Source organism: Micromonospora sp. DT68 (assembly GCF_049847245.1).
Lineage (GTDB): Bacteria > Actinomycetota > Actinomycetes > Mycobacteriales > Micromonosporaceae > Micromonospora > Micromonospora profundi.
The window spans coordinates 93,504-107,441 of record NZ_JBNCNZ010000008.1 but is presented as its reverse complement, the minus strand read 5'-3'; the positions used below and the strand labels follow the sequence as shown (position 1 = coordinate 107,441).

General features: G+C 73.7%; 9 protein-coding genes and 2 pseudogenes. 1 reads left to right on the top strand and 10 read right to left on the bottom strand.

Going from position 1 to position 13,938, the window contains the following annotated elements; translation table 11 throughout:
- Window positions 1–15: 15 nt before the first annotated feature.
- Window positions 16–2,487, top strand: a complete 2,472-nt coding sequence (locus tag ACPXB1_RS17000; RefSeq protein WP_425735507.1) for a transglutaminaseTgpA domain-containing protein — start codon at window positions 16–18, stop codon at window positions 2,485–2,487.
- 401 nt (window positions 2,488–2,888) lie between these two features.
- Here ACPXB1_RS17000 and ACPXB1_RS16995 read toward each other — a convergent pair whose 3' ends face one another.
- From ACPXB1_RS16995 to ACPXB1_RS16950, 10 genes and pseudogenes are all read right to left on the bottom strand, one after another.
- The gene (locus ACPXB1_RS16995; protein ID WP_355593039.1) at window positions 2,889–3,287 is read right to left on the bottom strand and encodes a DUF3040 domain-containing protein; all 399 of its coding nucleotides are present in this window, start codon (window positions 3,285–3,287) and stop codon (window positions 2,889–2,891) included.
- A gap of 116 nt (window positions 3,288–3,403) precedes the next feature.
- The gene (locus ACPXB1_RS16990) at window positions 3,404–4,663 is read right to left on the bottom strand and encodes a DNA polymerase IV (protein WP_425735506.1); all 1,260 of its coding nucleotides are present in this window, start codon (window positions 4,661–4,663) and stop codon (window positions 3,404–3,406) included.
- A 62-nt stretch (window positions 4,664–4,725) separates the two neighbouring features.
- Window positions 4,726–5,886, bottom strand: a complete 1,161-nt coding sequence (locus ACPXB1_RS16985; RefSeq protein WP_355593043.1) for an alkaline phosphatase family protein — start codon at window positions 5,884–5,886, stop codon at window positions 4,726–4,728.
- On the bottom strand, window positions 5,883–6,650 hold the full coding sequence (locus tag ACPXB1_RS16980) for a methyltransferase domain-containing protein (RefSeq protein WP_355593045.1): 768 nt from the start codon (window positions 6,648–6,650) through the stop codon (window positions 5,883–5,885). Before ACPXB1_RS16980 ends, ACPXB1_RS16985 begins: the two co-directional genes overlap by 4 nt.
- A 76-nt stretch (window positions 6,651–6,726) precedes the next feature.
- Window positions 6,727–6,903: a hypothetical protein gene (locus tag ACPXB1_RS16975; protein WP_167943283.1), complete on the bottom strand. Its 177-nt coding sequence runs from the start codon at window positions 6,901–6,903 to the stop codon at window positions 6,727–6,729.
- Between the two features lie 92 nt (window positions 6,904–6,995).
- A complete protein-coding gene (locus ACPXB1_RS16970) occupies window positions 6,996–10,424 on the bottom strand; it encodes an error-prone DNA polymerase (RefSeq protein WP_355593211.1) in 3,429 nt (1,142 codons plus the stop codon).
- A gap of 132 nt (window positions 10,425–10,556) precedes the next feature.
- A pseudogene (locus ACPXB1_RS16965) lies at window positions 10,557–10,889 on the bottom strand (DNA polymerase Y family protein); the annotation flags it as partial.
- 126 nt (window positions 10,890–11,015) lie between these two features.
- Window positions 11,016–12,242: pseudogene (locus ACPXB1_RS16960) on the bottom strand (DNA polymerase Y family protein); the annotation flags it as partial.
- Window positions 12,243–12,414: 172 nt separating this feature from the next.
- Complete coding sequence (locus ACPXB1_RS16955) at window positions 12,415–13,245, bottom strand: hypothetical protein (protein WP_355593049.1); 831 nt, start codon at window positions 13,243–13,245, stop codon at window positions 12,415–12,417.
- 96 nt (window positions 13,246–13,341) lie between these two features.
- Entirely contained in the window at window positions 13,342–13,791 is a 450-nt protein-coding gene (locus tag ACPXB1_RS16950; protein WP_355593051.1) for an SAV_6107 family HEPN domain-containing protein, read from the bottom strand.
- Between the last annotated feature and the right edge of the window lie 147 nt (window positions 13,792–13,938).

The following is a 13,938-nucleotide window of genomic DNA, read 5'->3' as shown; positions in this document are numbered from 1 at the left end:
CGGAAGGTCCCCCTCATGATCGCCAGTCGGAACATCGGTGCGGTGGCGGCAGCTGCCACGTTGCTCGCCGCCGCGCCGCTGTCGGCCATCTTCCAGAGCTGGACGTGGCTGATCCAGTCGGCAATCGCGGTCGCCGTGGTGGCCGGGGTCGCCGCCCTGACCCGGCTGGTCCGGGCACCCCTCTGGGGTCAGGTGCTCGGCATGCTGGCCGCGCTGGCGCTCGCGCTTACCTGGCTGTTCCCCAGCGGTGGCGAACTGTTCGCCGTCCTGCCCACGCCGACCACGTTCGGGCACTTCGCCGACCTGCTCGGCGGCTCCATGCAGGACATGCGCTCGTACGGCGTCGAAGTTCCGGACACGGACCCGCTGCTGTTCATCACAGTGCTCGGTGTCGGCGGGGTGGCCGTGCTGGTGGACGTGCTGGCCGTGGGTATGCGCCGGCCGGCGCTGGCGGGGCTGCCGATGCTCGCCATCTACTCGGTGCCGGTCGCCGTCTACGTGGACAGCGTTCCCGCGCTGCCGTTCGTGATCGGCGCCGCCGGGTACCTGTGGCTGCTGGTCACCGACAACGTCGACCGGGTTCGGCGGTTCGGCCGCCGGTTCACCGGCGACGGCCGCGACGTCGACGTGTGGGAGGCGTCGCCGCTGGCCTCTGCCGGCCGCCGGCTCGCCGTGGTCGGGGTGGTGGTGGCGGTGGCCCTGCCACTGGCGGTGCCCGGCATGACCGGCGGGCTGCTCGACAGCCTCGGTGGCTCGGGCAACGGCTCGGGCAGCGGCCGCGCGGGGTCGGGAGGGTCGACGGGTCGGATCGACCTGTTCGCCTCGCTCGCCGGCCAGCTCAACCAGTCCGAGGTGGCCGACCTGGTAAAGGTGACCACGTCCGAGCCGAACCCGTTCTACCTGCGCTACGCGGTCGCCGACGAGCTGCGCCCCACTGGTTTCCAGGCCCGTAATCCGAGTGGCCGGCCGGCGAACCGGGACCTGCCGGATCCGACCGAGCGGGCCGGTCGAGGGGTGCAGCAGACCAGCTACCGGGCGACCGTCGAGGTCACAAAGAGCCTCAACATGTCGCTCATGCCGGTGTACGCCGAGCCGGTGCGCACCGAGGACCTCAACAGCAACTGGCTCTACGACCCCAACCAGCAGGTCGTCTTCTCCAACCGGGAGAACTCCCGGGGCCGCAAGTACTCCTTCGACTACATCCGGTCGACGTACACGCCGGCCGCTCTGCGGGCCGCCCAGCCGTTGGCGGCCGACCACCCGGTACGCCGCCAGCTCACCGCCACCCCCGGGCCGGTGCCCGAGGTGGAGGAGCTGGTCAAGGGGCTGATCCAGGGCAAGCGCACCGACTACGACCGGGTGCTGTCGATCTACCAGCACTTCTCGTCGGACAACGGGTTCAGCTACCGGCTCAGCACCGAGAGCGGCAGCAGCGGCCAGGACATCGTCGACTTCCTGACCAACAAGGTCGGCTACTGCCAGCAGTACGCGGCGGCCATGGCCTGGCTGGTCCGTTCGGCGGGAATCCCGGCGCGGGTGGCGTTCGGGTTCACCAACGGCAGCAAGCGCGACGGCGACACGTACACGCTGACCAACCTCAACCTTCATGCCTGGACCGAGGTCTACTTCGGCGGGATCGGCTGGGTGCCGTTCGACGCCACTCCGGCGTACGGCGTACCGGGCTCGACCCGTTCGGCCTGGGCTCCGGACACGGACGCGCCTGAGCCGTCCACTCCGCAGAGCGGTGCCACTGACACCCCGTCCGGCGCTGACCCGTCCGCCGGCCCGGCTGGCCCGGACAACGCCGACCGGGACACCGACTCCGGGCTCTCGCTCGCCGGTGAGCAGCCGGCCGAGGAGGCACCGGTGTGGCCGTGGTGGGCGGCCGGTCTGCTGGCCCTGATGGCGCTGCTGGCGGTGCCGGCTCTGCGCCGGCTGGCGTTGCGCCGACGGCGAGGTGCCCGGGCCGGTGCGGTGGTGGCCACCACCACCGGCGAGGTCCAGCCGGCCGACGGGGCACGGGTAGTGGTGGTCGGCCCGGATGCCAACCGTGCCCGCGCGGACGCGCACGCCGCCTGGGCGGAGTTGCTCGACACGATGGTCGACTTCAAGGTCGTTGTCGACCGCACCGAGACACCTCGGGCGACAGCGGACCGGCTGATCCGGGACACCCTCACCGACGACACTGCGGCGGTCGGGGCGGCGCGCCTGCTCGGCCGGGCGGAGGAACGGGCCCGCTACGCGCGGGACCCGCTGACCGGTGAGCCGCTGCTGCCGGCGCTACGCGCGGTCCGTGGCGCGCTCGCCACCCGGGCGGACCGGCGGACCCGACTGCTGGCCGCCGTACTGCCGCCGTCGGTCCTGCTGCGGTGGCGGGTCGGCATGGCGGACACTTCGGGGCGTCTGGTGGCGCTGACCGGGAGGGCCCGCTACCGGCTCCTGCGCTGGAGCCCGCGTCGGCTCCTGGCCGACCGCGCGGCTCGCTGAGCCCGACTGGCCGCGCGGTCTGCTGAAACCAAAGCGACCGCGCGGCCCGCTGAAGCCGGGCAGCTGCGGCCCTTGGTCACCGCCGGAGGAGGCGGCCGAAGGACGGCATCCGGCCAGGAGGCGTGGGCGGGATTCAGCTCTGGCGTCTTGATTCCCGGGCGGGATCGGCGAGGTCCGCGCGGTCGTCGCCGGACAGCCAAGGCCCGCGCTACGAGGACGGCCTGCGCCCGGCGTTGGTGATTGGACGTGCAGGGACGTGCGTCCGCTGATCACATCCGCGCGCCGTCGTCGGCCGCAGCGACGGCCCGGCGGAGGACGCGCCGATGCGACGGCGGTCGCCGGTGCTGTTTCCGGCGACCCGCTCGTCGCGGTGTGCGGCCCGCCTCAGCGGCGAGACGGGTTCAGCGGTGGCCCTCCGGGCGCTGCCGCCACCTGTCTTCCATCCGGTCCAGAAGCGACGACCGGCGACCTGATCGGCCACCGCGGGGACGGCGACGACTCGTCGTGCCACCCACCACGTGCAGGTCAGGTGACTGCGCCTTACGGTGCGACTGCACCGCGAACGCGGCCGACGCCAGCATGACGACAAAGCCCGCCACCGCCAGCGGTGGAGTCTTGATCACCGCGCCATAGACCAGTAGAGCCAAGCCAGCGATGATCACGCCAGCAGCGACGAGCAGGCGACGCCGCGCGTGGAAGCGCGGATCGCTGGCGCGCACGGCCGAGGCGAATTTGGGGTCCTCGGCAAGCGACCGCTCGATCTGCTCGAACAGCCGCTGCTCGTGCTCCGAGAGCGGCACGGCACTCCTCCCCGGTCACGTTGGTCAGGCCCACTCGGGCCGACAGACCGTGGCAGCCGTTCGGCTGCTTACCCGCAAGTCTACGAGGGGGGTCGCGCGTCGGAAAGCGGGACGACCTACGGGTGGGTGGGATTTTCCTTTTGCCGAGCGTCAGGGTCGCCTAACAGACTGGCCGGACCTATGACGGACCGCCCGAAACGGGCAGCGGCGGCGTCGGCGGCAGCTTCCGCCTCCCGCCAACCGCGCTCGGGCGCGCCGAGGGTGAGCTGCCGGGGCGCGCCCTGCGCCGAGGTGAGCCCTTCCACCCGGACACCGACGAGGCGAATCCGCTCGCCAGGGTCCAACGCGGTGTAGAGAGCCCAAACCGTGTCGAACATCTCACGGGCGGTGTCGGTGGCCGTGCCGAGGGTGCGGGATCGGCTGACGGTGCGGAAGTCGGCCAACCGCACTTTGAGCGACACGGTGCGGCCCACCTGACCGGAGCCGCGCAACCGGACGCCGACCTTCGCGCTGAGCGCCAGAAGGGCACGGCGGATCTCCAGCGGGTCGGCCACGTCGACGTCGAAGGTGACCTCGGCACCGATCGACTTGTCGACCTGCTCGGGGCTGACCCGACGCGGGTCACGCCCCCACGCCAGCTCGTGCAGGTGCGCCGCCGAGGCAGCGCCCACCGCCCGGCGGAGCATGCCCGCAGGTGCCTCAGCAAGGTCACCGACGGTGGCCAGGCCGAACCGACGCAGCGCCTCGGTGGCCCGCTCCCCCACCCCCCACAGCGCCTCGACAGGCAGCGGGTGCAGAAAGTCGAGGACCTGCCCGGGCGGCACGACAAGCAGGCCGTCGGGTTTGGCCCGGGTGGAGCCCAGCTTGGCAACGAACTTGGTCGGCGCCACACCCACCGAGCAGGTCAGTGCCTGCTCGTCGGCGACCCGACGACGGATCAGCCGGGCGATCGTCGCCGGTGAGCCGAACAGCCGGCGGGCCCCTGTCACGTCGAGGAATGCCTCGTCGAGGGAGAGCGGCTCGACGAGCGGGGTGACGTCCCGGAAGATCTGCATGACCGCGCGGGAGGCGGCCGTGTAGGCGCTGAAATCCGGGGGCAGGTAGACCGCGTGCGGGCAGCGGGCGCGGGCCTGACCGGTAGGCATCGCGCTGCGCACGCCGTAGCGGCGGGCCTCGTAGCTGGCCGAGCTGACCACGCCGCGCGGCCCGACGCCGCCGACCACCACCGGCCGACCCCGCAGCTCGGGTCGGCGACGCACCTCGACGGCGGCGAAGAAGGCGTCCATGTCGACGTGCAGGATCGGGCTGTCGGAATCGTCGGCGTCCGGCCCGAAGCGCGGATCGCCACCTCGGGGCAACGACTGGCTGCGGCCCATCCCGGCAGGTTAACCCGGAGGTACGACAGCACCAGCCGCCGACCGGCCGGACCGCACGCGGGTCAGCCCCGCACCACAAGCAGCGGGACTGTCAACTCGGCGGCGGTGTCCGACCCGTGGTACGCCACCAGTCGGGACGCCATCGGCGGCTCGGTCCGGGTGGCCATGACCGCGTACGTGTCGTTGCAGATCACCACCACGTCGCCGATGCGGCCCAGATGATCCTCGGGCACCGGCCCGAACCACCCGTCGGCCACCACCTCGTCCCGGGTCCGCACCCGTGCGGCGTCGCCAAGCACCTCGGACCAGGCGGCCACCACGTCGTCGACCGCACCCGGCTCGACGTGCAGGTACCGCACCCGGGCCTCCCCGGCCACCACCCGTACGCCGGCGCGCAGCCGCAGGTCGGTGTCCAGGTCGAAGCGGTGCGCCACGGGTACGTCGAGTTGCCCGTGGTCGGCGGTCACCAGCAGGGCCGCGTCCGGGGGCAGCCCGTCGACCAGCCGGGCGAGCAGCGTGTCCACCTCGGCGGCGGCGATCCGCCAGGGCTCGGAGTCGACCCCGCTGACGTGCCCGTGCCGGTCCAGGTCGGCGTGGTAGCCGGAGACGAGTGTGGGCCCAGGGCCGGCGGCGAGCGCGGCCAGCATGGTGGCGGCCACCGCGTCGGCACCTGCGGCGCCCCGGAAGTCACCGCCCCGGTTGGCGGCGACTGTCAACCCGCTGCCGCCGAACTCCGGCCGGCTCACCACTGTCACCGCCACTCCGGCGGCGCGTGCCCGCTCGAACTGGGTGGGCACCGGCTGCCAGCGCAGCGGCGACGGATCGGCAGCCCAGGCGGTGTGGGTGAGCACTCCGTCGGTGCCGGGCAGCCGCACGGTGAAGCCGAGCACCCCGTGCGCGCCGGGCGCGACGCCGGTGCCGAGCGTCGCCAGGCTGGTCGGGGTGGTGGACGGAAAACCGGCGATGAGCGGGCGGGCCACCGTCGCGGCAAGCCCGGCGAGGGTCGGCGCGTACGGGGCGGCGGTCGGCAGCTGGTACCAGCCGAGCCCGTCGACGAGCAGCACGGCGACCCGGCGTACCCCGGCCAGGTTGGGGACCAACCCGAGCGGGTCGGGTGAGCCGGGCACGCCCAGCACGGCGAGAGCGCTGGGCAGCACGTCGGCCAGACGGCCGCCGCCGTGGTCCGGGCCGAGAACGGCCAGCGGTGCCGGAGGTGCTGTCATGCGGGCCGGCGGGCGAACAGGTGCAGCTGGGCCGCCAGATCCCGGTACGGGGGCTGGGCAGCCAACGCCAGTTCCAACTCGACCAGACCGGCCGGCTGCCCGTCGGCGACTGAGGCCGGCAGCAGGTCGGCGAGCACGCGTACTCCGTGGATCTCCTCGACCGTGAGCCCGGCGGCGGTGAGCAGCGCGGCGGCGCCCGAGGCGTCGTAGCGTCGCCGCAAGGTGTCCCGCGCTCCGGCGGTGCCGGCGGGGTCGGCAGCCAGGGCCGCCGCGACGTCCAGGTGCCCGTTCATCGCGCGGCCCAGCACGGCGGCGGCCCGGCCGGCCACCAGCACACTGGCCGCGCCGCCGGGGCGCAGCGCGGTGGCCAGTGCGGCCACCACAGGCGCCGGGTCGTCGACGACCTCCAGCACGGCGTGGCAGAGCACCAGGTCGACGCCGGCCGGCTCGACCAGCCCCGCGAGGGCGTCGCCGTCGCCCTGCACGGCGGCGATCCGGTCGGCCACGCCGGCCTCGGCGGCCCGGCGGGTGAGCGCCGCCAACGCGTCGGGGCTGGCGTCGACCACTGTGACCCGGTGCCCGGCGCTTGCCAGCGGGACGGCGAAACCGCCGGTGCCGCCGCCCACGTCCAGCACTGTCAGCTCGGCGTCGCCGCGCCGGTCCAGTTCGGCACGGAGCACCGACCAGATCACTGCGGTACGGGGGGTCAGCGGCGGCCCGGCGAACCGGCCTCGGGTCTGCTCCACCCGGTCGAGCCTAGTCACCCGGTCCAGTCGTATCGCAGCCGTATGGCATGTGGAACCAGCCGTCCGGCCGATCGTGACGCGACCGCCCAGCGGGTCAGGACTCGCCCCCCTCGGCCTCGTCCTCCGCGCGGGACCGGCGCTCGTTGGCGACCGGGCCGTTCGTCACCTCGTACTCGCGAGGATCGGCGAGGTGCGACGGCATCCAACCCGCGCCGAGCCGGGTCCGTCGGGAGTTGGCGATTCCACCGGTGTACGCGTGATTCCCCAGCACTGTTCATCTCCTCATGGATCACGGGCCGCTCTGCCCGCTCAGCACGAGTGTCCCGTCCGGCGTCGCCGGAAACCGTAATGTGGATCACTGGATCAGCGAAAGTCACGGGACGCGGGGCTGACCGGCGGCTCAATGGGGTCCAGCCGGTCGGCCACCAGGTTGGTCACACCCTCGTGCCGTTGCAGCCGCCCCCGGACCACAAGCGCGGCGCTGGTGCGGGCCACCCGCCGGTAGCGCTGCCACAGCCCCGGCGAACAGGTGACATTGAGCATCCCGGTCTCGTCCTCCAGGTTGAGGAACGTGACACCGCCCGCGGTGGCCGGACGCTGCCGGTGGGTGACGATGCCGCCGACCCGGATCCGCTGGCCCGGCTCCACCCGGCCGAGCCGGGCGATCGGCACCGCGCCGAGCACATCGAGCTGCCCCCTGATGAACCGGGCCGGATGGCTCTCCGGCGACAACCCGGTCGCCCACACGTCGGCGACCAGCCGGTCCACCGCCTCCATCCCGGGCAGCGTGGGCGCCGCCGCGCCGGTCACCGTGCCGGGCAGCCGGCCCGGCCGGTCCTGGGCCGCCGCGCCGGCGGCCCAGAGCGCCTCCCGCCGGGTCAGCCCGAAACAGGCGAAGGCGTCCGCGGTGGCCAGGGCCTCCAGCTGCGGTGCGGTGAGACCGACCCGCCGGGCCAGATCAGGCATGTCCCGGTACGGCCCGTGCGCCGCCCGCTCGGCCTCGATCCGCTCGGCCACGTCAGCCCCGAGGGTACGCACGCTGGACAGCCCGAGCCGGACCGCCGGACCGCCCAACCCCCAGGCGTGCGGCGGCTCCCCCGGCCCGCTGCCCCACCGGGTGTCCGGGGTGGACTCCAGCACCGCCAACGCCCCGCTGGCGTTGATGTCGGGGCGGCGGACCTCCACCCCGTGCCGGCGGGCGTCGTCGACAAGCGTCTGCGGGGAGTAGAAGCCCATCGGCTGGGCGTTGAGCAGCGCGGCCAGAAACGGCGCCGGGTGGTAGCGCTTGAGCCAGGAACTCGCGTACACCAGGTAGGCGAAGCTCATCGCGTGGCTCTCCGGGAAGCCGTAGCTGGCGAACGCGGTGAGCTTGCGGTAGACGTCGTCGGCCAACTCGCCGGTGATGCCCCGCTCGGCCATCCCCGCGTACAGCCGGTCGGCGATGCGGTTCATCCGCTCGACGGACCGCTTCGCGCCCATCGCCCGGCGCAGCTGGTCGGCCTCGGCCGCGTCGAAGCCCGCCAGGTCGATGGCGAGCTGCATCAACTGCTCCTGGAACAGCGGCACACCAAGGGTCTTCTCCAGGGCGTTGCGCATCAACGGGTGCGCGAACGTCACCGGTTCCTGGCCGTTCTTGCGCCTGATGAACGGGTGCACCGAACCGCCCTGGATCGGGCCGGGCCGGATCAGCGCCACCTCCACCACCAGGTCGTAGAACTCGCGGGGTTTGAGCCGGGGCAGGGTGGCCATCTGGGCGCGGCTCTCCACCTGGAACACCCCGACCGAGTCGGCCCGGCAGAGCATGTCGTAGACCTCGGGGTCGTCAAGCGTCATGTCACCGAGATCCAGCCTGGACCCGATCATGTCGTAGCCGTAGTGCAGCGCGGAGAGCATGCCGAGGCCCAGCAGGTCGAATTTGACCAGGCCGACCGCCGCGCAGTCGTCCTTGTCCCACTGCAACACGCTGCGTCCGGGCATCCGCCCCCACTCCACAGGGCAGACCTCGATCACCGGCCGGTCGCAGATCACCATGCCGCCGGAGTGGATGCCCAGGTGCCGGGGGAACGTCTGCAACTCGTTGGCGTACTCCACCACCTGCTCCGGGATGCCCTCGACGTCGACAGTGGCCACCGAGCCCCACCTGTCGATCTGCTTGCTCCAGGCGTCCTGCTGCCCCGGCGAGAACCCGAACGCCTTCGCCACGTCCCGCACCGCCGACCGGGGCCGGTAGGAGATGACGTTGGCGACCTGGGCGGCGTGCTCCCGGCCGTACCGGGTGTAGACGTGCTGGATCACCTCCTCCCGGCGATCGGACTCGATGTCCACGTCGATGTCCGGCGGGCCGTCCCGCTCCGGGGCGAGGAACCGCTCGAACAGCAGCCGGTGCCGGACCGCGTCCACGTTGGTGATCCGCAGCGCGTAGCAGACCGCCGAGTTGGCCGCCGACCCCCGGCCCTGGCAGTAGATGTCCTGCTCACGGCAGAACGCGACGATGTCGTAGACCACAAGGAAGTAGCCGGGGAAGCCCAGCTCCTCGATCATGTTCAGCTCGTGGTCGAGCTGCGCGTACGCCGCCGGGTGCGCCTGCGGCGGGCCGTAACGCTCCCGCGCGCCGTCGGCGGTCAACTTGCGCAACCAGCTCATCTCGGTGTGCCCCGGCGGCACCGGGTACGCCGGCAGCCGTGGCGCGACCAGTTGGAGGTCGAAGGCCAGCTCCGCGCCGAACTCCGCGGCCCGCGCCACCGCACCCGGGTACGCGGCGAACCGGACCGCCATCTCCGCACCGCTGCGCAGGTGGGCGGTGGCCGCAGCGGGCAGCCACCCGTCGATCTCGTCCAGGCTGCGCCGGGCCCGTACGGCGGCGACGGTGGTGGCCAGCCGCCGCCGGCCCGGCGTGGCGTAGTGCACGTTGTTGCTGGCCACCGTCGGCAGCCCTGCCGCGGCGGCCAACTCGGCGAGCGCGTCGTTGCGATCGGCGTCGACCGGGTGACCGTGGTCGGTCAGCTCCACCGCCACCGTCTCCGCGCCGAACAGCTCGGTCAGCCGGTCCAACTCGCGGGCCGCCGCGTCCACGCCCTCGCTGAGCAGCGCCGCCGGCACGTGTCCCTTGCGGCATCCGGTCAACACCAGCACGTGGTCGCGCAGCTCGTCGGCGACCTCCTCCAGCTCCCCGTAGACCGGGCGACCCTTCTCCCCGCCGCGCAGATGCGCGCGGGCGATGGTGGTGGCCAGCCGGGCGTACCCCTCGTGGCCGTGCGCCAGCACCAGCAGGTGCGTGCCGTGCGGGTCCGGCTCGCCGTTCTGCGGGCCGGGCAACCCCAGCGAGAGCTCCGCGCCGAAGATCGTCGGCAGGCCCAGCGTACGGGCCGCCTCGGCGAACCGGACCACGCCGTAGAAGCCGTCGTGGTCGGTGACGGCGAGCGCGGTGAGCCCCAACCGGGCCGCCTCCTCGGCCAGTTCCTCGGGGTGGCTGGCGCCGTCCAGGAAGCTGAAGTTGGTGTGCGCGTGCAACTCCGCGTAGGGCACCACATCGTCGGGGCGGGCCAACTCCGGCGGCTGGTACTGCTCGCGGCGACGACTCCAGGCCGGGGAGTCCCCGCCGTCGGCGTCCACGGCGAGCGGGTCCACCACGTGCAGGTGCCGCTCACCTCGGCTCGCCCGGCCGTCCCCCGAACGGCCGTCGCCAGACCGGCCGTCGCCAGACCGGCCGTCGCCAGACCGGCCGTCGCCAGACCGGCCGGAGAGCACCTGCTCCAGCTCCGACCAGGGCATCTTCGGGTTGTGGAAGCTCACCAGCACGCCCCCGGGCCGCCCACCGGCTTGATCCACTCGACATCATGGAAATCGGGGTGTCCGAAGAGGCGGGATACCCCGATTTCCGTGATGCCGAGTCGATCACGGCTAGGTGGGCGCCCATCTGAACGCTCAGTCATAAATCGCCTCCACCAGCCACTGCCCGGCCTCGACAGCGAGCAGCAGAGCGGTGCCGTCGGCCAGGCAGACCTGGAACCGGGCCCGCCGCCGCGCCTCGGCCGGAGCCCACCATCGCTCGTCCACCGGCCACGGGCCGGCCCAACCGACGATCTCCGCTGGCCGACCGGTGCCGACCGTCAGCCGGGCGGGCGGGGCGCTGACCGCCAGCCGCGCGCTGATCACCACCGCCTCGCCAGCGGCGTCATGCACTGTCGCGGCGAGTGGGCTCGGCAGCACCACCGCCGGTGAGGGCCGCGGCAGCCGACCGGGCCACGGCGGAACGCCGCCCCCACCGCGGCCAGCAGCCCGACCGACTCCAGCAGCCCGACCAACGCCAGCAGCCCGACCGGCTCCAGCAACCCGACCAACGCCCGCGACCCGGCCACCAGTAGCGATCGGCTCGTCGGGCAGCGGTGGTGGGCCGGGACGGTCGGGGAGCCGTTCGTCGCCCCAGGGCACCAGTCGTACCTGGTCGGTCGGGGAGCGCCCGCCGCCGAGCACCGCGGTGACCACTGCTTCCGGACCGAGGATGCCCTGCACCCGGCTCAACGCCCGGTGCGCCCGTTCCCGCTCTTCGCCGGTCTCCCCCCAGAGACCGACCTGAAGGCCAGCCTGGGCGATCACCCCGTCGGGGACAAGCCGCAGCCGGATGATGCCAGCCGTCGGTCGGGCCGGTCGGGCGCCGGCACGGCCGTTGCTGCCGGAAAGCCAGCCGTCCAACTGCCAGCGCACCCGGTCGGCGATGGCCGCTGCGGTGAGCAGACCGTCGTGCCGCCACACCCGGTGCAGTTCCTGCCCGTGCGCGGTGACCGCCTCGATGCCGAGCCGGGTGCAGGCCAGCCCGTGCCCGGCGAGCCGGTCGTGCAACCGCTCCGCCAGCGCGCGGGCGGCGAACGCCGCCGCGTCGACCCGGTCGATCGGCTCGTCGTGCTCGGCGGTCACCGTCAGATCGGTCGGCGGCTGCCGGACGGCGAGCGGGCGATGATCCCGCCCGGCGGCGAGCCGGTGGGCCAGCGCGCCGTCGAACCCGAACCGGGCCAGCACGTCGCCGGCCGGCAGCGCGGCGAAGTCACCGAGGGTCCGCACTCCCAGCCGGCGCAGCAGGTCGGCGAGCGCTGACCGGCCCAGCGCCTCGACCGGCAACCCGGCCAGGAACGCTGGCGTTCCTCCCGGTGGCACCACCCGGCCGGCGCGGGCGGCCAACCCGGCGGCGAACACCCCGTCGGCGATGCCCACCTGGCTCTCCACCAGGCACGACTGGGCGACGTGCTCGATGAGCCGTTCGGCGGCCGCCTCCTCGCCGCCGAGGTAACGGCTCGGCCCTCGCGCGGCCACCGCGCAGGCGCCGGGGCGAACCACCTCGACACCCGCGACCATCTCCTCGACGGCGGCGACCACCGGCTCGAACGCCCGGGCGTCCCGGCCCGGGTCGTACTCCACGACGGTGAGCTGTGGGCAACGGCCCTGCGCCTCCCGCTTGCGCAGACCTCGGCGTACCCCCTCGGCGCGGGCCCGCTCGGAGCAGGCGACCACCCGGTTGTCGTGCAGGACGGCGACCGGACTCGTGGCCGGCACCCCGTCGACGATCTCGGCGGCGAGCACCGGCCAGTCCGGACACCACAGCAGCAAGGTCCGGATCGGCGAGCCGGTCACGCTGGGCCTCCCGGACCGGACCCGGCCCGCACGACCCCGGTCAACCGCGCCGCCGCCGACGCTCCGGACCGGGGCTCGACACGACCGACCACGCAGCCCGCACCTCCGGCCGGGTCGACCAAGGTGAGAGCACATCTGGTCGACCTGACCACCGCCGTCACGCCGGGCCGACCAGGGTGAGAGAGCCCGGTCGACCGGCGTCGGCACGGGAGCGGTCACCTGCCGGCGACGCCGGACGAGGCCGATCACCGGACGACGGCACCGGGTGGGGCCGTCCGTCGAAGGGCACCGTCGATCGTCTGTCCACGGTGGAGGGCACCGCCCGGGGAATCACCCGGGTGAGCTCGTCACCGGGGAGCCAAACCTTGATCTCCTTGGGTCGTGCAGCCGCTCCGCGCCCGCGCGCCGAGACGGTGACCTCCCGGCGACGCAACCGCCCCCGCCCCTGGCCGAGCCCTTCCCAGAGCCCACGGACCACCTGCAACGTCACGTCCGCGCCGTCCCACCGGCCGTACGGGACGAGCACACTGCCGCGCTGCCGGGCCCGGGCAGCCAGCCGGGTGGCGACCGAGGCGGAAACAGCGGCCGGTACGGCGGTGACCACGACGTCCACCCCGTCGATCAGCGCGGCGACCACTGTGGCCCATTCGGGGCCCGGGTTCGGCACCAGGGCCAGCCGGTCCAGTGCGATACCGAGCTCGGCTGCCGCACCAGCGCCGAGCGTCGGCACTCCGACCACGGCGCACCACGAGCCGGCGCGGGATGCCTCGGCGAGGAGGGCCAGCACCAGCGAGGTGCCGCCGCTGCGCCGGGGTTGACCGGCGGTGACAGCGATGGTGCTGCCCCGGCGCAGACCCCGGTTGGGCAGGAGGCCGGTCAGCTCGGGTGCCACCGGTAGCACCTGCTGGCCGGCGACCGGATCGGGTGCGCTCGCCGGGCGTACCAGATCGGCCAGAGCAGCGGAACCGACCACCATGCGGCCCGCCATCGGACCAACCCCCCCGTCGTTGCTGTGGAACAGATCAGAACCGGCCAGCCGTGACGTCGACCGCCCGGCGGCCGGACGGCCGGCGTCGTGGCGGGATCAGGCGGCGAAGCCGTCCAGGGCCGGCTGGTGGGCCACGCCGAGCGCGGTCTCCACCACCGTGACGAACTGCTCGGCGGCGCGGAGCAGGTCGTCGGCCTCCCGGGCGGTGACAACCCGTGGGATGCCGGCCTCGGCAGCGGCCCGTTTGCTGGCCCCGGCGGCGAAGAAGCGGGCCCACTCGTCGAGCTCGGGGGCGACGGCGCAGAGCAGGACCCAGACGCTGGTGATCCGGTTACGCCGGCTCGGCGCGGGACGAGCCCTGGCGGCGAGCATGGCGGCCGCCGCGCGCAGCGCGGCCAGATGGGCGGCCGCGTAGCGCAGGCCGTCAGGCCCGGTCTGGTTGGCCTCGACAAGCCCGCGCCGGGCCAACGTGAGCAGCTGGGCGGGGGTGCGGTGCGGCAGCACGTGCGCCGGCACCGTCGGTGCCTGAGCTGAGTTGGTCGGCATGGGCTGTCTCCTCCACGTGGCCGGGCGTCGACCGGCGCAGTGGTGCCGCCGGCAAAAGACGCCGAGGTCGGTGGTGCGGAGGAAGACGCACCGTGGGTGGCCGGCCGGGTGTGGATGCTTCCCCACACCACACCCGGCCGGCGTACC

Excerpts from the sequence above, each read along its gene's own strand:
- ACPXB1_RS16990 (WP_425735506.1), bottom strand. The coding sequence starts at position 4,663 with ATGGGCCGCAGCCAGTCGTTGCCCCGAGGTGGCGATCCGCGCTTCGGG.
- ACPXB1_RS16955 (WP_355593049.1), bottom strand. The coding sequence starts at position 13,245 with ATGGCGGGCCGCATGGTGGTCGGTTCCGCTGCTCTGGCCGATCTGGTA.
- ACPXB1_RS16950 (WP_355593051.1), bottom strand. The coding sequence starts at position 13,791 with ATGCCGACCAACTCAGCTCAGGCACCGACGGTGCCGGCGCACGTGCTG.
- ACPXB1_RS16985 (WP_355593043.1), bottom strand. The coding sequence starts at position 5,886 with ATGACAGCACCTCCGGCACCGCTGGCCGTTCTCGGCCCGGACCACGGC.
- ACPXB1_RS17000 (WP_425735507.1), top strand. The coding sequence starts at position 16 with ATGATCGCCAGTCGGAACATCGGTGCGGTGGCGGCAGCTGCCACGTTG.